Genomic DNA, 22,588 nt, shown 5'->3' with positions numbered 1-22,588 from the left:
CGGTAACCGGCAGCTGCCGGGGCGGCAATCGCAGTGTGCCCGTTAGCTTTCGGTCGAGGTGGTGATGCCCTGCTCGATGGCACCCATCACCGAGGAGTCGGCCAGCGTGGTCACATCGCCCACCTCGCGGTGCTCGGCGACGTCGCGCAGCAGGCGTCGCATGATCTTGCCCGAGCGCGTCTTGGGCAACTCGGTGACGACGAGGATGCTGCGCGGGCGGGCTATCGCCCCTATCTCGGACGAGACATGCTTGCGCAGCTCGTCGACCACGTCGTCTCCGCCGCCGTCGGCGCTCGCACGCAGGATGACGAAGGCAACCACCGCCTGCCCCGTCGTCACGTCGGCGGCGCCGACGACGGCAGCTTCGGCGACCTTCGGGTGGGACACGAGGGCCGACTCGATCTCGGTCGTCCACAACCGGTGCCCGGAGACGTTCATGACGTCATCCACGCGACCGAGCACCCAGATGTCGCCGTCCTCGTCCTTCTTGGCACCGTCGCCGGCGAAGTAGAGGCCCTTGAAGCGCGACCAGCAGGTGTCGACATAACGGTCGTCGTCACCCCAGATGGTGCGCAGCATCGCCGGCCAGGGTTCCTTGAGCACCAGGTAGCCACCCGAGCCGTCGGGCACCGACTCACCGGAGTCGTCCACGACATCTGCGACGACACCGGGCAACGCGTTCATCGCCGAGCCGGGCTTGGTGCTCGTGACGCCCGGCAGCGGGCTGATCATGATCATCCCGGTCTCGGTCTGCCACCAGGTGTCGACGACGGGAGTCTTGCCGCCACCGATCGTGTCGCGGTACCAGACGTAGGCCTCCGGGTTGATCGGCTCGCCGACCGACCCGATGAGCCGCAGCGACGTCAGGTCGTGCGCGGCCGGGACCTCCGGGCCGATCTTCATGAAGGTGCGGATCGCGGTCGGGGCGCAGTAGAGGATCGTCGCCTTGTACTTGGCGACGATCTCCCACCAGCGGCCGGGGTGCGGGGTCTCCGGCGTGCCTTCGTACATGATCGACGTGGTGCCGTTGGTCAGCGGACCGTAGACGATGTAGGAGTGCCCGGTCACCCAGCCGATGTCGGCCGCGGTCCAGTAGACGTCGGTCTCGGGCTTGATGTCGAAGACCGACCAATGGGTGTATGCCGTACCCACCAGGTAGCCACCGGTCGTGTGCAGGATGCCCTTGGGCTTGCCGGTCGTGCCCGAGGTGTACATGACGTACAGCGGGTGCTCGGCGTCGAACGCCTCCGGCGTGTGCTCGGTCGACTGCTTTCCGACCACGTCGTCCCACCACAGGTCACGGCCCTCGGTCCAGCCGACGTCCTGACCGGTTCGCTTGACCACCAGCACGTTTCGGACGTCGGGGCACTCCTGCAACGCCTCGTCGACAGCCGGCTTCAGCGCCGAGGGCTTGCCCTTGCGGTTGCCGCCGTCCGCGGTGATGACGGACGATCTCCGCCTGGCAGTCGATGATCCGGTCGCGCAGCGCCGACGCGGAGAAGCCACCGAAGACGACCGTGTGCGGCGCACCGAGCCGCGCGCACGCCAGCATCGCCACGACGGCCTCGGGAATCATCGGCAGGTAGATCGCGACCCGGTCCCCCGTCCTGACGCCCAGCTCGATGAGCGCGTTCGCGGCCTGGCAGACCTCGTCCTTCAACTGCGCGTAGGTGATCGTCCGGGTGTCTCCGGGCTCACCCTCGAAGTAGTAGGCGACGCGGTCGCCGTTGCCGGCCTCGACGTGCCGGTCCAGGCAGTTGTATGCCGCGTTCAGCCTGCCGCCGACGTACCACTTGGCGAACGGCGGGTCGGACCAGTCCAGCACCTCGGTGAAGGGCGTGTCCCAGGTGACCCGCTCCGCCTGCTCCGCCCAGAAACCCAGTCGGTCGGCGTCAGCCGCGGCATACGCGTCAGCCGTGAGGTTGGCCGAGGCGGCCAGGTCGGCCGGCGGATCGAAACGTCGCGTCTCGTGCAACAGATTGGACAAAGTGGTTTGCGCCATTGATCTTCTCCAGGGGTGTCGACGTGATGCGGCCCACACGGTAAGGAGCGTCAGGTTGCAGCAACGTTGCACTGGTCAACGGCGTCATTGCCCGGGTCGGACCGCCAGGTAGTCGTGCAGCGTCATTGCAGCCGTGCGTTCCTACGCTCTTCACCACGGTCGAGCGTTCGTCACGGCCGCGTTTTCCCTTCGACGACAAGCATTTCCGCCCCCCTACGGCACAGGAGTGACAGTCATGACCGAGACAGCAACCCGGGCAGCAGCCCGCGAGACTCCGGACGACAGTGAACACGCGAGCGCCGTCGTCGTGGGTGACCCGGCAGTCATCGGCGTCCCGACGTTCGTCGCTGGATCGATCGCGCTCGGCCTTGTACTCGTCGGGTTCGTCCCAGCGGCGTCTGTCGGCGCGTCGATCCCGATCATCATGACGGCCACGGGTCTCGGCCAGGTGATCGCCGCGGTCTGGGCCGCTTCGCTCGCCCAGAACGCGGTCGCGAGCGTCTTCGGCACGTTCGCGGGGTTCTGGCTCAGCTACGCCGCGCTCGTGCTCGGTCTCACCCATGGCTGGTTCGGAGTCGCGGCACAGGACGCCGTGCGAACGCAGGAGCTCTTCCTCACCACGTGGCTGTGTGTCATCGTGATGCTCACGCTCTGCACGCTGCGCTTGCCGCTGGTTTTCACCGTGCTGTTCGTGTTGGTCGACGTGGCGCTCGCCCTGGTTCTGCTCGGCACCTCACAAGCGAGTTCCGGCCTGACCAAGGCCGGCGGGTTCGCGGTGTTCGCCTTCGTGCTGGTCGGCGTGTACCTCTTCTACAACGCACTGGCGGCGGCGACGGGCGGGCGAGGGCTGCCGGTGGGACGGCCCGTGCTGCAGTGAGTCCGGGGCAGGACCTCAGTGCCCGTAGGAACAGCTGTGGTCCACGGCGCCCAGGCTGACGTCTAGTCGGTGCAATTGGCCGCGGACCATCGGCAACAACGGCGATCGGGGGTCGAGCGATCGCGACTGCACCTGCCACATCTCGTAGTCGTCCGCTCCCCAGCTCGAGGTGGTCCAGTGCGACATGAGCTCGGGTTGACCGCTTCGCAGCACCGCTTCGCGCAGGCTCGACTGGACGCTGTCGCGGATCCGGCATACGCCCGGGGCGACGGAGCGAGGAAGGATGGGTCCGCGGTAGGTGCGCACGGCCGCAGCGACATCTCCTGCGGCGAGTTGCGCCTCGATGGCGAGCCAGTCGGCGGTGACCTCGGCGGCCAGTCGATACGGCCGCGACGGCAGGAGGTCCTCGCCGAGCAGGTTGCGCAGCCTGGTCATCTCCGCCCGGAGCGTGGAGGAGATCATGTCCTCCTCGTAGAGCTGAGTCCCCAGTTCCGGGCCGGACAAGCCGGTCGGAGTTCCGGTCAGCAGCAGCAGAATCTCGCTGTGCCGCGGGCTCATTCGCACGGTTCGCGAGCAGCCGACGGGGCCCATGGTCAGCAGCGCGTCGGTGCGGCCCAGGAATTCGAGACGAGCTCTGGGGAATCCGAAGGCCTCGTGAGCGTCCGCGGCTCCCGGCCGCGACCGGAGGTCCCGCGCCATCTCCGTCTCGGCCATCCGCGCGACCGCTCGCACCATCGCCAGGGCCTGCGGCCCGATGGCCCGGGTGGCACCGGTGACGTCCAGCACGCCAAGGATGCTGCCGTCCTGCGGGTCATGGATCGGTGCGGCCGCACAGCTCCACGGGCGCACTGTATGGCGGAAGTGCTCGGCACCGGCGACCCGCACCGGCTCGTCGAGAGCAAGCGCCATTCCCGGCGCGTTCGTCCCGGCGAGCCGTTCCTCCCAGTTGCTGCCCTCCACGAAGCCGATCGACTCCGCCTTTCGCAGGACGCCCGAATGGCCACGTACCCACAGCAGCTGGCCCTGGTGATCGGCCACCGCCATCAGCGACTCGCATTCGATCGCCGTCTGGCCCAGCGCATCGTCGAGAATCGGCAGGATCCGCGCGAGCGGGTGCGCCTCGCGGTAGTCGCGCAGGGTGTCCGAGGGCAGGGTGATCGCTGCGTTGGTCGAGTCCGGATCGACTCCCGCAGCGGCTGATCGATGCCACGAGTCGGCGACCCGGGCGCGCATGCTCGCCGCTGGTCGAGGGCTCATCGCATCAGTACACCGCGTACCCGACGTGGATACACCTGGCTGATCGGGCAGATCGACGGTGGACCCGGCACCGGTCGCGGCCGGCAGGGTCAGACCGCCAAGTAGTCCTGCAAGGTGCGCAACGCGCGATCGAGAACGGCGGGTAGGTCGGCACCTGCGTCCCCTGCCAGCCACTCGCCATACCCCGCCATCGACAGCGCGAGCGCCACGTGGCTGGCCATCTGCGGTAGCAACGCGGATGGTTCGGAACGTGTTCTCGTGGCGACATACGCAGCCACGACCTGGCGCCACTCGGCATAGCGGAGCACGGAGTGTGCCTGCAACTCCGGCGTCGTGAGGATCAGCTGCATCCGCGTGCGGTGCTCGGCCATGGCGGCGGCAGGGAAGCGGTTGAACTCGATGACCCCGAGGTGGACGGCCTCGTGCAACGGCCGGTCGTCGAAGCTGTGCAGGATGCTGCGGAAGCCGCTGAGCGTGTCGTCGAAACGTCCCCACGGTATGTCGTTCTTCGATCGGTAGTAACGCAGCAGAGTGCGCCGACCGATGCCGGCGGCGCGCGCGATGTCTTCCAAAGTCGTTCCGACGAAACCCTTTTCGGCGAAAAGCCGGAAGGCGACCCGCTCGATCTCGGCGTGCGATGTCGCGACGGGACGCCCTACTCCCGGGCGGGGTGACGTCGTGGTCATGATCGCCAAATTACCGCATCGCTTTCTTTTTGACCCCGAGTGCCATTATTGTGTGGTCCCGATCACATATTCCGAAGAACACGGCAAGCCGACGAAGGATGACCCGATGAAGTTCGCGAACCCCTGGAAACAGAATCCCTGGTTCGAATCCGTCGCCGTCGCGCAGGAGCGCGCTCGCAAGAGGCTCCCCACACCGGTGTATGGCGCCCTGATCGCCGGGTCGGAGCGCGGCCAGACCATCGAGGACAACCAGCGGGCGTTCACCGAGCTGGGGCTCGCCCCGCACGTCGCCGGTCACCGGCCCGAGCGCTCGATGAGCCGCACGGTGCTCGGCCAGGACGTGTCCTTGCCGGTGCTGATCAGTCCGACCGGCGTGCAGGCCGTTCACCCGGACGGCGAGGTCGCGGTGGCGAGGGCCGCTGCCAGCCGCGGCACGGTCATGGGCCTGTCCAACTTCGCCAGCAAGTCGGTGGAAGAGGTGACCGCGACCGGCGCACCGACCTTCTTCCAGATGTACTGGACCGGCCAGCGTGAGGTCATGATCCAGCGAATGGAACGTGCCTGTGCCGCTGGGGCGCAAGGGTTGATCGCGACGCTCGACTGGTCGTTCTCGATGGGCCGTGACTGGGGGAGCCCGGAGATCCCGGAGAAGGTCGACGTGCAGACCATGGTCCGCTTCGCGCCGAAGGTCGCGACCAGGCCGCGATGGTTGTGGGAGTTCGGCAGGAGAGGGACGATTCCCGACCTGACGACACCCAACCTGCAGGCGCCCGGTGGCGAGGCGCCGACGTTCTTCGGCGCCTACTACGAGTGGATGACCACACCGCCGCCCACGTGGGACGACGTCGCCTGGATGGCTGACCAGTGGAAGCAACTCAGCGGGAAACCGTTCGTACTCAAGGGTGTCTACCGCGTCGATGACGCGCTCCGAGCGGTCGACGCCGGCGTCGACGCCATCTCGGTGTCCAACCACGGCGGCAACAACCTCGACGGCACCCCGGCAACGATCCGTGCGGTGCGACCGGTGAGCGAAGCCGTCGGCGGCCAGATCACCGTGCTGCTCGACGGCGGCATACGGCGCGGGTCCGACGTGGTGAAGGCGCTCGCACTCGGTGCAGATGCCGTCCTCATCGGTCGCGCCTACCTGTGGGGGCTGGCGGCCAATGGTCAAGCGGGTGTCGAAAACGTGCTGGACGTGTTGCGCAGCGGCATCGACTCGGCTCTGCTCGGCCTCGGGCTGTCCTCGATCGACGAGTTGCGGCCGGAACACCTGCTGATCCCGGGCGGGTTCGACCGCGCCGTGACAGCACCGCTCGTCGCCGTATGACGGCAGATATGTCACACGACATGCGATGTCGAACTAGAGTTGACAGGTCCGGATGGCAGCGACATCGCTGCCAGGGCAGGACGGAGGCCGAGCATGACGACCGCTAGTTTCGCCGACGCACCCGTCTCGGACACCGCTGCAGGGCTGGTCAAGTTCCAGGCACCGGAGATCGTCTTCGGTCCCGGTGCCCTCGCGGAGGCCGGCTATTGCGCACTGCGCCTGGGCGCGCGACGCCCGATGGTCGTGACCGACGAGGGCATCGTCGAAGTCGGCTGGGCATCGGTCCTCGAGAGCTATCTCCACGTGGCCGGCCTGACGCCTGTCGTGATCTCCGGTGTGACGCCCAATCCCAAGGAGCACGAGATCGCCGCGGCATACACGCGGTATGCCGAGGAGGGCTGTGACGTCGTCGTCGCCATCGGCGGCGGTTCCGCGATGGACGCGGCCAAAGGGGTGGCGATCCTGGCCGGCAACGGTGGCGAGATCCTCGACTACGGCGGCGTCGACCAGGTGCGGGATCGGATTCCGCCCCTGCTGATGATTCCGACGACATCCGGCACCGGAGCCGACGTCAGCCAGTTCTGCATCGTCACTGACACGACCCGCCACGTGAAGGTGACGATCATGGGGCGCGCCCTCGTGCCGGACATCTCGATCACCGATCCGCGCCTTCTCGTCACAATGCCCGAATGGCTCAATGCTGCAACGGGATTGGACGCGCTGACCCACGGGATCGAGGCGTTCGTCTCCCGTGCACACAACCCGTTGGCCGACGTGCATGCCCTTAGCGCCGTGGGGCTGGTCAACCAACATCTCACCCGCACCGTCGACCTGCCGGACGACGACACGTCCCGCGTCGGTATGGCGCAGGCCAGCCTCAACGCCGGCCTCGCGTTCAGCAACGCCATACTTGGCGCGACTCACGCGATGAGCCACCAGGTGGGCGGTCTACTGGACGCCCCACACGGTGTCATCAACGGCATCCTGTTGCCGCATGTGATCCGTTACAACGCAAAGAGCTCGCCCGACCGATTCATCGAGATAGCAGGACGATTCGGCATCGGGGCCGTGGGAGCGCCGGGAGACGAAGTCGCTGAGCGGCTGGCCGAACGCGTTCGTGAGCTGGCGGACGCGGTCGGCGTGCCGCGATCGCTGAGTGCGCTCGGGATGACCGAGAGCGACGTCGACCTGCTGTCGCGCAACTCCCTGGAGGACGCCTGCATCACGACCAACCCGCGGCACTCCGACGCCGCGGACATTGCGCGGATCTTCCGCGAGGCCCTGTAGTTCCGTGGCCACCGACCCCACCAATGATCTTTCCCGGCTCACCGGAGTCCGCACGGGAAAGAACTCCTACTACCCGGCCTTCGTCCGGTCCAGTCGTCGGATGCAACGCACGGTCCGGGCGATGGACCGCATCTCCAGCGTGGTGGTCCGCACCGTCGAGGGCCCGCGCGGAGTGCTGGAAGAAGTTGCCCGGGCAGCGGCCGGCCACCTGGAGGCGCAATGGGCGCTGCTGGCGCTCGCCGATGAGCACTTGCGTGGTGCGCGGCCGCGGCTCGTGGCGATCGGCCCGGGCGGAAGCAGCCGCGGCGACACCACGGACCTTCCCGCCGAGGTCGAAGTGGAGCTGGCCGCCATCCGCTCCGGCGCATATCCGGTCGGTGCGGTGCACAACGGTTGGCTGAGGGCGCCGATGAACCTGGAGGGCCGGCAGATCGGTGCGCTGTCGGTGCAGCCGGGGCTCGGCGAGGAGCCGGAACCCGAGGACCTCGCGGTGTTGCGGATCCTGGCCAACCAGGCGGCGGTGTCGCTGCACACCTCGGAGCAATACCAGGCCGGCGTGACATTGCACCGGCGCGCCCAGCGGCTCAACCGGGCGGCCGAGCTGCAGGCACGTGACCTGGCGGCACGCACTGCCGAGTTGCAGGCGGCGGAGAAGCAGCTCGCGGTCGCCATGCAGCGTGAGCTCGTCGGCGGCGAACGCCATCGCATCGCGCGTGAACTCCACGACAGCGTCACCCAATACGTTCTGTCGGCCGGTATGGCGGTCGAGGTCGCACGCGGCGAGGCGGAGACCCGCGGCATGGCTGAGCTGGTCGAGCAACTCGCGCGGGCAAAGGGTTTCACCCAGACGGCGGTCCAACAATTGCGCACGGCGATCTACGCGCTCGATCAGCCACCGGCTGAGGCGGCCGCGTCGTTGAAGGAACTCATCGAGCAGGTCGTCGCGCACCACCGTCCCGCGCTCGACGTGCGCGTCGTGGCGGAAGGCCCGGTGAGCGATGTCCCGCCCGCAGCGAGTCAGGAGCTGGCACGCGCCGTCGGGGAGTCGCTCTTCAACGTTGCCGCGCATGCCAGCGCGACCCGGGTGATCATCCGATTGCGTTATCGGGCAACGACTTTGACCGTCTCGGTCTCCGATGACGGCAATGGCGACCCGAAGGCACTGCGACGCATGCTTCGTCTGGAGCAGCGGGCGGTGGGCGACGGACGGCACCGCGGACTGGCGAACATGGACGACCGGCTGCACGAACTCGGTGGCACGCTGGCCTTCCGGAGGTCACGTCTCGGCGGCGTACGTGTCGTGCTCAACCTGCCGTTGCCCGTGCCGTTCCACACACCGGAGGTGTCATGACCGCAACCGAGGGGCAGATCCGAGTGATGCTCGTCGACGACCACGCGATCATTCGGCAGGGCTTGCGGTCCATCCTGGAGCGGGACCCGAAGATCAAGGTCACCGCGGAGGCGTCGTCGAGCGGCGAATGCCTTGCCCTGATGGACTGTTCCGCACCGCCGGATGTGCTGCTGCTCGACCTCAAGCTGTCGACCTCGAGTGACACCGAGGGACTGGACCTGGCACGGGAGGTCGCCGACCGGCATCCGCAGGTCGCGATCCTGGTGTTGACGACGTTCCTCAACGAGGAACTGGTGTTGCAGGCCGTCCAGGCCGGCGCGAAGGGGTACGTCGTCAAGGACGTGGACACCGACGCGCTGATGCGCGCCATACACGATGTGAGCAGGGGTGAGTCGGCCTTCGACGCTCGCAGCGCCGCCGCGATGGTTCGTGGGATGCAGGCGCCAGCACCGGAGGCGAAGCCGGGTCTGTCACCCCGCGAGCTGGAGGTGTTGCGGCACCTGGCGCGTGGCCTGTCGAACAAGGAGATCGGTAAGCGGCTGTATGTCGGGGAGACCACCGCGAAGTTCCATGTCGGCAACATCCTGCGCAAGCTCGAGGTCTCCAGCAGGGCGGAAGCCGTCTACGAGGCGAGTAAGCGAAACCTGTTGTGACCCAATGTGGTTGAGCGCCCCGGACGCTCACGGTGGTTGAGTAGCCCGGAGCGCTGGCGGAGGGCGTATCGAACCCCTGCACGTCCCAGCAGTGCGGTGTGGCTCGACGCGCACTGGTGGCTCACTCCGGACGATCCAGGAGCAGCCATCCACCGTGGTGCTCGTAGACCTGCCAGTCCCAGTCCGCACCCGTGGCTCGCACCCAGGCACGCAGGTCGGTGAGCGTGAGGCTGCGCAGGTGCCCGAACTGCTGCGCCGGCTCGTCCTCGAACGGCACCGCGACGACGACCCGCTTGCGGGCGATGCGGCACGCTTCCTGGATGATCTCGACCGCGGTGTCGTCCGGCACGTGCTCCAGCAGATGTATGGCGAGCACCGTGTCGCAACTGCCGTCGGGCGCGGCGATCCGGGCTGCGTCGGCGACGAGCGTGTGCAGGGGCAGATCGAGTAGGTGGCTCATGTCCCGCAACAGGTCCACGGAGCCGGCCGACAAGTCACTGGCGGTGACGTCGAGGCCGCACCGGGCGAGCCGCAGCGCCTGGAAGCCGAAGCAGGTGCCGAGTTCGTGCACCGAGGAACCGCGCACGACGCCTTCCACGTGCGCGTGCACCGGTGCGTATGCCGCGATCGAACCGCACCCGCTCGGGTCCGTGATCTCTGCGTCGATCCGACGAATCGTGTTGCGGTAGAAGTTCAGCCACGCCTGCTGCGGTGCGTCGGCGCTGGTGAGGACGATGCCGACGAGCAATTCCTCGAAAAGGCGCGGTCCGCGGATCCACCCCGCGTCGAAGAGCTCCACGCTCAGCATCCCGGAGAGGTCGTCATCGACCTGGTCCGGGGCGAGGTCGTGCTCCAGCAGCAGTCCGGTGCCGACCCGGCCGATATCGAAGTGGTCCGTCCGGGCGATGCCCAGGCGGCGCTGCTCGACGAGCGGTCGGCGGCGCACCGTGACGGTGTCGGTCCGGTAGACCCCGCCTGGGCACGCCAGGTAGGCGTCGAGCTCCATCTCGTCGACCCCACTCACCCTGATCCCCTCATCCCTTGTCCCTGACGTCCCGACCACCTCCGGTCGCTCGCTCAGCCGACCCCCTCGGTCATGGCGTGCGAGAAGTCGCGCAGCTGGTGCAGGTTGCGCACGACCTCGACCTTGTCACACTCCTCTGCATACAACGGCAGGTCGCATCGCCCGAGCGCCCACGAATAGCGCGGCTCGGGCGTCAGCCACACCACGGACCGCGCCCGTCGGGCGATCTCGGCGAACGTGTCCAGCGCGGGATCGTTGCCGTTGCCGCGACCATCACCGATGACGATCACCGTGGTGCGGTGGTTGATCGCCGAGCCGTACTCCTCGAGGAACTGCCGCAGGGACGTCCCGTAGTCCGAATCGGCGTCGACATCGATCTTGCCGCCGTCGGCCTTGCCCGCCATGATCTGCGAAAGAGCCTGTTGCACATGGTGATCGGCGAAGAGTGTACTGATCTCGACGCACTCGTCGACGAAGACGAACGAGCGCACCTGCGATGCGATCGACTGCAGGCTGTGCACCAGATGCAGCGCGAATGCCGAGGTCGCACGCACCGACAGGGAGACGTCGCAGAGGACGACGAGCCGCGGCCGGTCCTCCCGGCGGCTGACCAGTACCGGCCGGAACGGCACACCGTCATACCGCATGTTGGTGCGCATGGTGCGTCGGCTGTCGATGACTCCGGTGCCCGACACGTGCCGCCGGGGGCGAGGGGCGCCACGCAGGCTGTGCAACAGGCGACGCAGTGAGTCCTCGAACGCGATGCGCTCGGTCTCCTCGATCACCTCGGCCCGGGCGGCCTCGATCTCGCGGGATTCGACGTCCTGCTCGTCGTTCAGCAGGCTCTCCAGGTGCTGTCGCAGCTGCTCGGGCAGCGCCGCGAGGAACGGTGCCAGTCGCTCGCGCAGCGCCGCCAGATCCGGATCGACCTCCGGCTCGTCGCCCGACTCGTCGGGCTCACCGAGCCAGCTCAGCAGTGCCATCTCCTCGGCCACCGACAGTTCGGCGTCGATCTTCAGGCCGTCGCTCTTGGTGAGCCGGCCCGGCGTGCCCGGATTGTGCAACCGGTTGGCGGTGATCTGCACGCGCGCGGCCTCACCGGGTGACACCTTGCCGTCCTTGGACACGACGATCTCGTCGGTCATCGACGCCATATCCAGCTTGTTGGCCTCCTGGTGCAGGTTGTACTGCTGCGCCAGATCCTCCTGCTTGAAGTAGTCCTTGATGTCCTTGGGTGCGTCGTGGGAGTGGCCCTCTTGCGGGGTGTCGGACAGCTCGTCGGACAAGGTGAAGTCCTGCAGGTCACCTTCGTCGTCGAGATCGTCGTGCGCGTGCCCGTGCTCGGTCGGGTCCCGGACCACTGCCTGCAGCTTGAAGAACCGATCGAAGACGTCGTCGAAGACCTCCAGATCGCGTCGGTCCTTCACCAGCGAGACCGAGAGCGCAGAGCGCAGCCGTTCCCGGTCCAACGCGATCCCGGGGCGGGCCGCCGCTTCTACGGCGTCGAGCGCCTCGGCGACGCTGATCCGCATCCCGTGCAGCCGCAGGAAGCGGATGAACCGGTGCAGTGTGCCGTCCACGGTTGCCTCAGACCGGCCGCTTGCGGGCGGCTCCACGGTTGAACGATCGCTCACCCTGACCGGGCGGAACCTTGCGGGGAGCGGCAGGTTTCGCCGTCGGTGAACCGTAGTAGCGCTCATCGTGTCGGCCGGGCTTGTCCTTGTCCTCGCGGACCTGGACGCCGTCCGCATCCGCCGGGGTGTCGTCGTGGCTGTGCCCGTGGCTGTGTCCATGCCCGTGGCCATGCCCGTGACCATGGCCGAGTGACTCCGGGACGTCCGCGTTCGGGTCGAGCAGGCGTGGGATGTGCCGGGTGGCGAGCGTCAGGTCGCGCTCGTACTTCATCACGACGTTCAGGGTGTCGGCGAGCACCGAAGGCGACATGTCGTGCACCCCGAGTACGGCGAGAGTCCGCGCCCAGTCGATGGTCTCGGAGATGCTCGGCGACTTGCGCAGGTCGAGCGTGCGGAGGGTGCGCACCACCTCGACGAGCTGCTCGGCGATCGAGTCGGCCAGGCCGGTGTCCTTGGAGCGGATGATCTCCAGCTCCCGCTGCGCGTCCGGGTAGTCGAGGAAGAGGTGCAGGCAGCGGCGCTTGAGAGCGGCCGACAGGTCGCGTGTGTTGTTCGACGTCAGCAGCACCAGCGGTGTCGACTGAGCGATGAACGTGCCTATCTCGGGGACCGACACCTGAAACTCGCCGAGTAGTTCCAGCAGCACGGCCTCGAGTGCCTCGTCGGCGCGGTCGACCTCGTCGACCAGCAGCACCACCGGCTCGGTCGACTGCACGGCCTCCAGCAGCGGTCGAGGTGCGAGGAAGCGCTCGGAGAAGAAGACGTTGTCCTGAGCGGCGATCTTTTCGACCGCGGCGTTCAGGTCCGCGGTGTCGGCGATGATGTCGCCGATCTTCTCGCGCAGCATCTGGGTGTAGAGCAGCTGCTTGCCGTAGTCCCACTCGTAGAGTGCCTTGGTCTCGTCCTGGCCCTCGTAACACTGCAGCCGCAACAGCTTTCGCCCGGTCGCCGCAGCGACGCTCTGGGCCAATTGGGTCTTGCCGACACCTGCTGGACCTTCCAACAGCAGTGGCTTGCCGAGGGCGGACTGCAGGTATGCCGTGGTCGCGAGCCGCTCGTTCGTGAGGTAGCCGACGCCACGCAGCCGCTCACGTGCGTCCTCCACGCTGTGGAAGTCGGGGTCGATCTCGTCCGGCTGGGTCTCGGTGCTCTGGCTCACGGGCGTTGTCACGGGTGCTCTCCTTCGACTGGGTGGTTGGGTGCGCTGCCCGCACGCGAGTTCGCCTCGTGTGCGGGCAGCGTGTGCAGGGGCCGGACGATCGACAGTCCGGCCGGCGGTCGGCCGCCGTCTCAGCCGAGCAGGTCGTCCAGGTCACCGTTGAAGCAGTGCTCGACGACCGGACGAACCGTGTCGAACGTGCATTCCTTCGGGTTGCCGGGCGTACACGTGTCGCCGAGAACGTGGTTGGTGATGTTGTCGACGTCCGCCTTGTCGCCCTTGACGACCTTCTTGTTCTCGTAGTACTTCGTCGGGCCCTGGCCGAGCCGGTTCTTGATGTAGCTGTCCTGTGTGACGTCGGTGAACTTTTCGGGAATGCCGACGTCGCGGAGCAGCCGGATCGACGCTGCCAGCGCCGCATCAGCGGCCTGCACGTCCGTCATACCGTGGGTGTCCACGCCCATCGCCTCGGCGATGTCGGCGAAGCGCTTGTACATGACGGGCATGTTGAACGCCCATACCCGCGGAAGTGCGATCGCGTTGTTCAGGCCGTGGTGCAGGTCGTAGAAGGCCGACACCGCGTGGCTGATCGAGTGGATGATGCCCAGCCCACCGGAGTTGAAGGCCTGAGCGGCGATGTACTGCGCGTACATCATTCCCTCGCGGCCCGGGAGGTCCTGCGGGTTCCAGGTCGCCTCGCGCAGGTTCTCCGCCGTCAGCTTGATCGCCTGCAACGCGCTGCCCAACGACGGCGGGAAGTTCAGCCGTGACGTGTAGGGCTCGGACGCGTGCGCCAGCACATCGAATCCGCACTGTGCGGTGAAGTCGATCGGTGTCGAGTAGTACATCACCGGGTCGTCGATCGCCAGTGAGGTGATCGCCGCGTCATCGAACGCGACATACTTGTGCGGCTTGTCCGGGTCTGTCGTGGTGTCGGTGATGACATACGCCCAGGACGTCTCCGAGCCGGTGCCGGCCGTGGTGGAGACGGCGATGTGCGGCGGGTTCTTGGGGTTCTCACTCTTGTTGAAACCCTCGAACTCGTTGATGTTGCGGCCGTCGTGCGCGACGGAGATGCGTGCGCCCTTGCAGGCGTCATGCGACGAGCCACCGCCGATGGACACGAACGAGTCGCACTTGCTGTCCTGGTAGAGCGAGACCGCGTCCATGACGTTGTAGTCCTTGGGATTGGACTCGACCTTGTCGTAGAGCACGACCTCCAGCCCGTGGTACTTCATCGACTCGACGATGTTGTGCACCACGTCGGAGCCGCGGAGCCCGGTCGTCATCACCAGCGTCTTCTTGAAGCCGAGCTTGAGGGCCTCCGGTCCGATCATCTCCGCTCCGCCCGGACCGAGCAGCCCACGAGGGAAGGGATGGAATTCCTTGATCGGGAACGGCTTCAGCAACTCATCAACTTGCATGGGTCCTCCTCGGTGAGGGATGGGCGCGAGTGCGCAATCGGGGGAATGCCGACACCTTCGACGTTAGGAATGTGACGCAGGTCTCGGCACCGGCCTTTCGGTCCGCACTCGCTGACCTACCGGGGAGGGCGAGCCCTACCCGCTCAGGCAGGCGGGGTCGTCGCGACGTATCGGAGCGAGGCTGCGGGGTCCCCTCGAAGTATTCGGGGGAGCGAAGCGGAGGAGGAACTCGTGGGGTGCAGGAATGAGCGGAGGGCTTCGGGGTGCGTGTTCCTACCCGAGCGGGTAGGTGTACGCCGCCCGGGCGGTGAGTGCGGGGTGCGACGCCGGCTTCATAGCGTGGATCGTGCGCTCGAACCGGCGCGCGCGATCTCGGCACTGCCGGGTTGCGTCATACCCACGACGAGAGGAGCCACTGTGGCCACCGAAGAAGTCGAGCTCGAGACCGCGGATCCAGCAGAGTCGAACGTGGACGAGGTTGTCGCCGACGACTTGGTCGAGGATGTCTCGATCGACGGAATGTGCGGCGTCTACTGATGCCGGATCGGGCGGCCCGGCCGAAGGCCGGCCACAAGAAGCAGCAGCTGAGTCGAAGATGAGGGACGAATGTTCGACTCAGCCATGGGAGCTGAACGGTTCGGTGGCGCTGCGCCCCGAGTCGTTCGGCGCCCTCGCCTACGACTTCACGACGCGACGACTGTCGTTCCTGAAAGACCCTGCGCTGGTTGACGTCGTCCGGCAACTGGGTGACCACCCGAATATCACCGAAACGCTTGATGCCGTGGGCATTTCGGACGACCAGCGTCCCCATTTCCAGGCGGCGCTCGAGCGGCTCGCCGACCAGCACCTCATCGTTCGGAGGAACACACCATGACCGCAGTGGCTGAGCGCCCCGCACCGACCCGGTTGGTGGACCACTTCGAATACGGGCTCGACGCGCCGATCTGCTTGACCTGGGAGCTGACCTACGCTTGCAATCTGGCGTGCGTGCACTGTCTTTCGTCGTCCGGCCGGCGTGATCCGCGGGAGCTGTCGACCGACGAGTGCAAGGCGTTGATCGACGAGTTCGAGCGGATGCAGATCTTCTACGTCAACATCGGCGGCGGCGAGCCGACCGTGCGGCCGGACTTCTGGGAGCTGCTCGACTACGCAGTTGAGCACCACGTCGGAGTCAAGTTCTCCACCAACGGTTTTCGTATCACCAAGGAGCGAGCCGAACGCCTGGCAGCGACCGACTATGTCGACGTGCAGGTCTCGCTGGACGGCGCGACACCGGAGGTCAACGACCCGATCCGCGGCGCCGGCACGTATGACGCGGCGATCCGCGCCATGGACAACCTGCGCGATGCCGGGATGAAGGATTTCAAGCTGTCCGTGGTGTGCACGCGTGAAAACATCTCGCAGCTCGACGAATTCAAGGCCATCGCGGACGGCCACGGCGCGCAGCTTCGGCTGACTCGCCTGCGCCCGGCCGGCCGTGGCGCGGAGGTCTGGCACGAGCTGCACCCGCTGCCGCACCAGCAGCGCGAGCTTTACGACTGGCTGGTCGCCAATGGCGAGAACGTGCTGACCGGCGACTCCTTCTTCCACCTGTCTGCGTTCGGCGACGCACTGCCGGGCCTCAACCTGTGCGGTGCCGGCCGTGTCGTCTGCCTGGTCGATCCGGTGGGTGACGTCTACGCCTGCCCGTTCGCCATACACGAGAATTTCCTGGCGGGCTCGATCCGCGACGGAGGCTTCCAGCATGTATGGCGCGACGCCGAACTGTTCAAGTCGTTGCGCGAGCCGCAGACCGGCGGTGCGTGTTCGTCCTGCTCGGCATACGACTCGTGCCGCGGTGGTTGTATGGCGGCCAAGTTCTTCACCGGCATGCCGCTGGACGGGCCAGACCCGGAATGTGTCAAGGGCAACGCGGAATTCGTCACCGCCGGTGACCGGCCGGCGCCGTCGCAGGACCACTCACACAAGGGCACCGTCCGCAATGCACCGGTGCCGGTGAAGATCGGACGCCGTCCGCCGGCGACGATGTGCGACGAGAGTCCGGTGAACCCGCTCGATTTCGCGGGCCACGCGGGTTGAGCAGCGGGGTCCTGCGGGTTGAGTAGCGGAGGAGCGAAGCGGGGGAGGGTGTCGAAACCCGACCTGGCCGGTGTGCCCAGCGCCGAGGCCGTGCACCTCGACCTGCTGCTTGTTCCGCTCGGCAGCGTCGAGCAGCACGGGCCACACCTGCCGCTGTCCACCGACTCCCTCATCGCCACGGAGGTCTGCGGCCGGGTGGTCGAAGAGATTGCGACACAGGGTGTTTCGGCCGCGGTGGCGCCGTGCGTGGAATACGGGTCCAGCGGCGAGCACGAAGGTTTCGCCGGGACCATCTCGATCGGTCACGACGCGCTGCGTGCTTTGCTGGTGGAGATGGTGCGCTCGGCCAGGCGATGGGCCGACCGAGTGGTCCTCGTGTCCGGGCACGGGGGCAACGTCGGTGCGATGATCGAAGCCGTGCAGTTGCTGCGTTTCGAGGAGCCGATGGTCGCGTGGACGACGTGCGCCGAGCCGGACTTCGACGCGCATGCTGGCCACGCGGAGACCTCGATGATGCTCGCTGTCGCGCCGGCGTCCGTTCATCTGGAGCGGGCGGAGGTGGGCAACACCACAGCTGCTGCCGAGCTCTGGTCGGCGCTGAAGGCCGGCGGGATCGCCGCCGTCGCGCCCAACGGGGTGCTCGGCGATCCGCGCACCGCGACGGGCCGGGACGGCGAACGCATGCTGACCGCACTGACCCGCCGGGTGACAGCGCAGATCAGCGCGATGGGAGCAGCCGGCGTTGACCACAGCGGTGCCCTGGTGCGCACTCGGATGCCCGCGGGAGCGCCCGGATGACGCGGGTGGTGGTGCTCGGCGGTGGGGGCCGCGGCATCGGTGCAGCGACGGCGCGGCTGCTTGCCGGGCGCGGCGACCAGGTCGTGGTGCTGGACGCGTTCGACACTCTTGACGACTTCTACCCCTTGGCCGGGCCATCCGATCGGGAGGCTCTGCAGGAGGTTTCGGGGATCGAGAGCAGGACCGTCGATTTACGGGACGCGTCGGCAACCCACGCCGCCGTGACTGAGGTTGTGGAGCGGCATGGGCACGTCGATTCGGCCGTGGCCTTTGCGGGTGCGGTCACCGGCGGCCGCCCGTTGTGGGAGACCGACACCGCAACCTTGGAGAAGGCACTCGCCTTCAACACCCTCACCAGCTGGCACCTGGCGCACGCCGCCCTGCCGCATCTGTTGACCCGGCCGGCGGAGGCACTGCCGGCGTTCGTGGCGTTCACCAGTGTCGCCGGGGAGAGGGGCCTCTACGGGCTGGCGCCATACGTCGTGGCGAAGCATGCGACGGCCGGGGTCGTTCGGGCCCTCTCCGCAGACCTGATCGGCACGTCGGTGACTGCGTGCGGCATAGCGCCCGGGTCGACCGACACGACGATGCTGCGACGGACCGCGGCGGCATACGGGCTGGACGACGTGCACGACCTGGTGCAGCAGCAACACGGCCGGCGTCCGCTCCACCCGGAGGAGATCGCCCGCGTCGTGCTCTTCGCACTGGACGCCGGACCGGTCGTGCACGGCTCGATCCTGCCAGCGGACGCGGGGTTCGGACGTGTCTGAATCGGGCCGGCTGCCAGATGGTTTCGAGGTAAAACTCGGCGCCTGGACGCACCGTTGCACCGACGGCCGCACGCTGTACGGCGACGCCGGAACCCTGCTGCGGCTTCGTCCCATTGCCGTGGAGCGCATCGACGCGGCGGGTGTGGTGCACGTCGAAGACCCCACCTCCCGCACGTTGGCAAGAATCCTGCTGGATCGCGGTATGGCAGAGCCCCGTTGGAGCGATCCGCTGCCGCATTCCCGGATTGAGGACATCACCCTCGTCATACCGGTGCGGGACCGGGCGTCGTCGGTCGACCGGCTGCTGGCGGGCTGCGTCGGTGTCCGGGCAATCGTGGTCGATGACGGTTCGCACGATCCGGACGAGTTGCGCGCGGTGTGCGAGCGACACGGCGCCCGATTGCTGCGTCACCAGACGTCCCGAGGGCCGTCGGCGGCGCGCAACACGGGTCTCGCGCAGGTGCAGACCGAACTGGTCGCGTTCGTCGACTCGGACGTCATCGTCGACGTCGACAGCCTGACCGTGCTGCGCCGCCATTTTGCCGACCCGATGGTGGCGCTGGTGGCGCCACGCATTCTGGGAATGGTGGAGGACGGTGGAGCGCTGTCGCGCTACGAGGCCGCATGCTCTTCGCTCGACCTGGGTGATCAGCCTGCCCTCGTTCGCCCGCACGCTCGGGTCTCCTACGTCCCGAGCGCGATGATGTTGGCCCGAAAAGCCGCTCTGGGCAACGGTTTCGACGAGACGATGCCGGTCGCCGAGGATGTCGACCTGGTATGGCGGCTCGCCGGTGACTGGTCGGTTCGGTACGAGCCGGCGGCACGCGTCCGGCACGAGCACCGGACGGAACTGCGCGAGTGGTTCGGCCGGAAACTGCTCTACGGCACGGGGGCTGCGCCGTTGGCCGATCGGCACGGGAGAGCGGTCGCTCCGGCTGTGCTGACCCCCTGGACGGCGGCTGTCACCGCCGCACTGCTGCTGCAACGGCGGTGGAGTCCCCTCGTCATCGCTCTCACGACGGCCGCACTGTGGCGCGGCCTCGAGCGGCGGTTCGCATTCTCCGACGATCCGTCAGGTTCCGCGACCGCGCTCACCAAGGTGGCGCTGCGTTCGACCCTGGAGCAGGCGGGGTCACTCGTCACACGGCACTACGTTCCCGTGACGCTGGCGCTCACACCGTTCTCCGAGCGCGCCCGCCGCGCGTATCTGCTGTCGACGATCGTCGCCGGGATCGTCGATCATCGCCGCAAGCGTCCGCAGCTCGACCCGTTCCGGTTCATCGGTTTGCGCGCTCTCGACGACCTCGCCTACGGCCTCGGCCTGTGGCGGGGTGCGATTGTGGCGCGTTCGCCCGGCGCGCTGATCCCGTTGGTACGACGCGGGATGCGGGGTGAGTGAAATGAGCGGGTCAGGCTGTGCGGCGCGCCAGCAGTGTCGAGTCGTCGATCTCAACCGTGACGCCGTCACGAGTGACCGAGCGCGGACGCTGCTCGACCACGAGCGCCTCGAAGCCGTCCGGCAGGCCCGGCAGCAGGTCGGCGGCCAGGAACATCGCCCGTCGCTTGCTCTCGGTGAGTTCGGTGAAATGCGCTGCGGGAGAGTGGCCCACGACCAGCAGGTGCCCGCCCGGGGCGACCGCGGCGGCCAGTTGCCCGACCGCATCCACCATCCGGCCGTCCGGCAGGTGCAGGAAGTGCGAGGTCACCAGGTCGAAGGACCGGCCCGCAGCATCGAACTCGCGGGCGTCGACCTGCCACCAGTCGGTGCGGTCGGTCACCCCGGCCTCCTCCGCGTGCTGCGCTGCCCGAGCGAGGCCCTTGCTCGAGAAGTCGGCGCCGGTGACGTGCCAGCCCTGCTGGACCAGCCAGATGACGTCGCCGCCCTCGCCGCAGCCGACGTCCAGTGCGGCCCCGGGGGAGAGCCGCCCCGCCTCGGTCACCAGTTGCGGATTGGGGTTGCCGCTCCAGACGGCATCCGCGCCGGCATACCGCTCGTCCCACGAGGACGCCTCGAAGTAGTCCGGGTCAGTGCCGTCGGTGCCGTGCTGATGTGCGTGTGCCGCCGCGTCGGCGGGCTGGTTCGTCTGCATGGGTCCAGCATCGCCAGCCGACTCATCATATGGCAAAAGACTTTGCTAAAACGGCAAAAAGATCGTCGATGGACCGTCAGGCCCGTCGACGGCGTGCCCTCAGAGCCCGTCGACGCTGCCGGCCGGGACCTGATCCTTCCCCAACTGGGCCGCCATGCGGCGCTCACCGTGCGGGTTGCGGAAGAACAACGCCGCGGCGATCGCGAGGACGGCGACAGCGGCCGGCAGATAGATCGACTCGCCCATCGACCGGGCGAAGCCCGCTGCGACGGCCGGCGGCAAGTGCACCGTGGTGGTGCTGCCGCCGGTGGCCGCCAGATCACCCGCCGAGCTGCCGAGGTGATGCGCGAGCCGGGCCTGCATGACGGCGGCGATCGCGGCGCTGCCGATGACGGCGCCCATCTGCCGGGTCATGTTGTAGACGCCCGACCCGGCACCGGCGCGCTGCGGCGGTAGGGTGCGCGTCGCCGTCACCGAGATCGGCGACCACATGAAGCCGTTGGCCAGGCCGAGCACGATCAGCGGCAGCACGAGTTGCCAGGTGGGGGTCTCCGGGCCGATCGCCGCGCCCAGCCAGAAGAGCCCGACCGCGAGGCAGGTCAGTCCGAAGCCGGCGATGAGCCGTGGGTGGTAGCGGTCGACCAGGTGCCCCACCACCGGCGAGAGGATCGCGGACAGGACCGCCATCGGCACGAACAACAGGCCGGATTCGATCGGCGAGAGCCCGCGCACCACTTGCGCGTAGATCATCATCGGCAGCGCGAAGGACGTGATCACGAAACCCACCACGCAGATCGCCACGTTGGCCAGGCTGAAGTTGCGGTCCTTGAAGAGCCCCAGCGGCACCAAGGGGTCGACCCGGGTGCGCGCCTGCCACCACACGAACACCGCCATCAGCAGCAGGCCGACCACGATCAGCGCCGGCACCGAGACGAACGACCACATGGTGCCCCAGTCATAGGACTCGCCCTCCTGGATGCCGAAGACCAGGCAGAAGAGGCCGGCGCCGCTGAGTGCGACACCCACCCAGTCGAAGGTGTGCGAGTGCACCGGCAGCGCCGGCACCAGCCACCACGCCAGCACGAAGCCGATCACGCCGACCGGGACGTTGACGTAGAAGATCCACTCCCAGCCCCAGTTCTCGGTGATGACGCCACCGACCACCGGGCCGACCAGGGTCGCGACACCGGCGACGGCGCCCCACAGGCTCATCGCCTGGCCGCGCCGCTCACCCGGGAACGTGCGGGTGATCACCGACATCGTCTGGGGTGTCATCATCGCCGCACCCAGGCCCTGCACGACGCGCGCCGCGATGAGCATTCCGATGGTGCCGGTCAGGCCGCACCACAGCGACGACAGGGTGAAGACCGCCAGCCCGATCAGGTAGAGCCGCCGCGGACCGAACCGGTCGCCGAGCCGGCCGGTGACCAGCAGCGGCACGGCATACGCGAGTAGGTAGGCGCTGGTCACCCAGACCACGCTGTTGATGTCGGTGTGCAGACCCTCCTGGATGGCCGGCGTGGCGACCGACACGATGGTCGAGTCGACCAGGATCATGAAGAAGCCGACGCACAGGGCGATCAGCGCGCGCCACGGATTGACCTGCTGGAGCTCCACGGGAGGGGTCCTTCGAAGGGTGAGAGAGATCGGCCGGGCGGACGTCCCGGGGAACCTCACAACTCTAGGCCGTCATACCGACAGCGCCGCGATCCGATCGGGTGGTGGCGCCACGCCCTCGTGCGTATGACGAGAGCGGCCCGCCGCACGACGGACCGCTCTCCTCCTGATGCCGTGGCTCAGACGCCGGACTGCGGGTGCTGCCCGGGATCGGTGGGCGGCGGCACCTGGCCGTCGCCGGCCGTCGGACCGGCCTGGCCGGATGTGTCGCCGTCCGGGCGCTGCTCGGCCAGCTTGTCGGCGCTCCTGAGCGCCGCGTCCTGCGCCTTCTCGATCTTGTCGTGGTATTTGCCCTGGGTCCGCTCATCGATCTTGGACGCCAGCTTGCCCAGGACACCGGCGAACTTGTCCCGGTTGTCGTGCGCCAGTTGCCCGGCGCGCTCCTTGGCCTGCTGGGCGGCGTCACCGGCCTTCTTGAACTGATCGCTGTTTGCCATGGTGATCTCCCTCTGCTGGACGGATCGTCGACTCCTTCAACTATTGATCCCCAACG

20 protein-coding genes and 1 pseudogene are annotated in these 22,588 nt (G+C 67.7%); 11 read left to right on the top strand and 10 right to left on the bottom strand.

The window, feature by feature from the left end; translation table 11 throughout:
• Positions 1–42: 42 nt before the first annotated feature.
• Positions 43–2,002: pseudogene (gene acs / locus ACYVBN_RS09715) on the bottom strand (acetate--CoA ligase).
• A gap of 235 nt (positions 2,003–2,237) precedes the next feature.
• On the opposite strand from acs, the gene ACYVBN_RS09710 reads away from it, so the two are divergent.
• Positions 2,238–2,879 (top strand): acetate uptake transporter family protein, encoded by a 642-nt coding sequence (locus ACYVBN_RS09710; protein WP_460600326.1) that lies wholly within the window; start codon positions 2,238–2,240, stop codon positions 2,877–2,879.
• Positions 2,880–2,894: 15 nt separating this feature from the next.
• Here ACYVBN_RS09710 and ACYVBN_RS09705 read toward each other — a convergent pair whose 3' ends face one another.
• On the bottom strand, positions 2,895–4,136 hold the full coding sequence (locus ACYVBN_RS09705; RefSeq protein ID WP_460600325.1) for a GAF domain-containing protein: 1,242 nt from the start codon (positions 4,134–4,136) through the stop codon (positions 2,895–2,897).
• 89 nt (positions 4,137–4,225) lie between these two features.
• Entirely contained in the window at positions 4,226–4,822 is a 597-nt protein-coding gene (mftR, locus tag ACYVBN_RS09700) for a mycofactocin system transcriptional regulator (protein WP_460600324.1), read from the bottom strand.
• A 106-nt stretch (positions 4,823–4,928) separates the two neighbouring features.
• On the opposite strand from mftR, the gene mftD reads away from it, so the two are divergent.
• The 4 genes from mftD to ACYVBN_RS09680 all read left to right on the top strand — a co-directional run bounded on the left by mftD (position 4,929) and on the right by ACYVBN_RS09680 (position 9,440).
• Positions 4,929–6,149, top strand: a complete 1,221-nt coding sequence (mftD, locus tag ACYVBN_RS09695) for a beta/alpha barrel domain-containing protein (protein WP_460600323.1) — start codon at positions 4,929–4,931, stop codon at positions 6,147–6,149.
• Positions 6,150–6,242: 93 nt separating this feature from the next.
• On the top strand, positions 6,243–7,436 hold the full coding sequence (locus ACYVBN_RS09690; protein ID WP_460600322.1) for an iron-containing alcohol dehydrogenase: 1,194 nt from the start codon (positions 6,243–6,245) through the stop codon (positions 7,434–7,436).
• 4 nt (positions 7,437–7,440) lie between these two features.
• The gene (locus tag ACYVBN_RS09685; RefSeq protein ID WP_460600321.1) at positions 7,441–8,787 is read left to right on the top strand and encodes a sensor histidine kinase; all 1,347 of its coding nucleotides are present in this window, start codon (positions 7,441–7,443) and stop codon (positions 8,785–8,787) included.
• Entirely contained in the window at positions 8,784–9,440 is a 657-nt protein-coding gene (locus ACYVBN_RS09680) for a transcriptional regulator (protein ID WP_460600320.1), read from the top strand. Before ACYVBN_RS09685 ends, ACYVBN_RS09680 begins: the two co-directional genes overlap by 4 nt.
• Before the next feature lie 121 nt (positions 9,441–9,561).
• Here the strand turns inward: ACYVBN_RS09680 and mftM are convergent, their stop codons facing one another.
• The 4 genes from mftM to mdo all read right to left on the bottom strand — a co-directional run bounded on the left by mftM (position 9,562) and on the right by mdo (position 14,681).
• Positions 9,562–10,464 (bottom strand): mycofactocin oligosaccharide methyltransferase MftM, encoded by a 903-nt coding sequence (gene mftM, locus ACYVBN_RS09675; RefSeq protein ID WP_460600319.1) that lies wholly within the window; start codon positions 10,462–10,464, stop codon positions 9,562–9,564.
• Between the two features lie 53 nt (positions 10,465–10,517).
• Positions 10,518–12,044, bottom strand: coding sequence for a VWA domain-containing protein (locus tag ACYVBN_RS09670; RefSeq protein ID WP_460600318.1), 1,527 nt, complete (start codon positions 12,042–12,044; stop codon positions 10,518–10,520).
• Between the two features lie 7 nt (positions 12,045–12,051).
• Positions 12,052–13,269, bottom strand: coding sequence for an AAA family ATPase (locus tag ACYVBN_RS09665; RefSeq protein ID WP_460600317.1), 1,218 nt, complete (start codon positions 13,267–13,269; stop codon positions 12,052–12,054).
• Positions 13,270–13,388: 119 nt separating this feature from the next.
• Entirely contained in the window at positions 13,389–14,681 is a 1,293-nt protein-coding gene (mdo, locus tag ACYVBN_RS09660; protein ID WP_460600316.1) for a dehydroquinate synthase/iron-containing alcohol dehydrogenase family protein, read from the bottom strand.
• A gap of 417 nt (positions 14,682–15,098) precedes the next feature.
• On the opposite strand from mdo, the gene mftA reads away from it, so the two are divergent.
• From mftA to mftF, 6 genes are read left to right on the top strand one after another with little or no spacing between them, the layout of a single operon-like run.
• Positions 15,099–15,218 carry a mycofactocin precursor MftA gene (mftA, locus tag ACYVBN_RS09655; RefSeq protein WP_460600315.1) on the top strand — a complete coding sequence of 40 codons (120 nt, stop codon included), beginning with the start codon at positions 15,099–15,101 and terminating at the stop codon, positions 15,216–15,218.
• Entirely contained in the window at positions 15,184–15,555 is a 372-nt protein-coding gene (gene mftB / locus ACYVBN_RS09650) for a mycofactocin biosynthesis chaperone MftB (protein WP_460600314.1), read from the top strand. Before mftA ends, mftB begins: the two co-directional genes overlap by 35 nt.
• Positions 15,552–16,760 carry a mycofactocin radical SAM maturase gene (gene mftC / locus ACYVBN_RS09645; protein WP_460600313.1) on the top strand — a complete coding sequence of 403 codons (1,209 nt, stop codon included), beginning with the start codon at positions 15,552–15,554 and terminating at the stop codon, positions 16,758–16,760. The genes mftB and mftC overlap by 4 nt, the downstream gene beginning before the upstream one ends.
• A 48-nt stretch (positions 16,761–16,808) precedes the next feature.
• The gene (gene mftE, locus ACYVBN_RS09640) at positions 16,809–17,558 is read left to right on the top strand and encodes a mycofactocin biosynthesis peptidyl-dipeptidase MftE (RefSeq protein WP_460600312.1); all 750 of its coding nucleotides are present in this window, start codon (positions 16,809–16,811) and stop codon (positions 17,556–17,558) included.
• A complete protein-coding gene (locus ACYVBN_RS09635) occupies positions 17,555–18,328 on the top strand; it encodes an SDR family oxidoreductase (protein ID WP_460600311.1) in 774 nt (257 codons plus the stop codon). Before mftE ends, ACYVBN_RS09635 begins: the two co-directional genes overlap by 4 nt.
• Positions 18,321–19,727 (top strand): mycofactocin biosynthesis glycosyltransferase MftF, encoded by a 1,407-nt coding sequence (mftF, locus tag ACYVBN_RS09630; RefSeq protein WP_460600310.1) that lies wholly within the window; start codon positions 18,321–18,323, stop codon positions 19,725–19,727. The genes ACYVBN_RS09635 and mftF overlap by 8 nt, the downstream gene beginning before the upstream one ends.
• A gap of 10 nt (positions 19,728–19,737) precedes the next feature.
• On the opposite strand, the gene ACYVBN_RS09625 is transcribed toward mftF, so the two are convergent.
• The 3 genes from ACYVBN_RS09625 to ACYVBN_RS09615 all read right to left on the bottom strand — a co-directional run bounded on the left by ACYVBN_RS09625 (position 19,738) and on the right by ACYVBN_RS09615 (position 22,532).
• Complete coding sequence (locus ACYVBN_RS09625; RefSeq protein WP_460600309.1) at positions 19,738–20,418, bottom strand: class I SAM-dependent methyltransferase; 681 nt, start codon at positions 20,416–20,418, stop codon at positions 19,738–19,740.
• Between the two features lie 99 nt (positions 20,419–20,517).
• On the bottom strand, positions 20,518–22,035 hold the full coding sequence (locus tag ACYVBN_RS09620; protein WP_460600308.1) for an efflux MFS transporter permease: 1,518 nt from the start codon (positions 22,033–22,035) through the stop codon (positions 20,518–20,520).
• Positions 22,036–22,214: 179 nt separating this feature from the next.
• Entirely contained in the window at positions 22,215–22,532 is a 318-nt protein-coding gene (locus ACYVBN_RS09615; RefSeq protein ID WP_440281061.1) for an antitoxin, read from the bottom strand.
• Positions 22,533–22,588: the final 56 nt, after the last annotated feature.

The sequence above is a fragment of the Flexivirga lutea genome (genome assembly GCF_054778955.1).
This window is presented reverse-complemented; position numbering and strand designations above follow the sequence as displayed.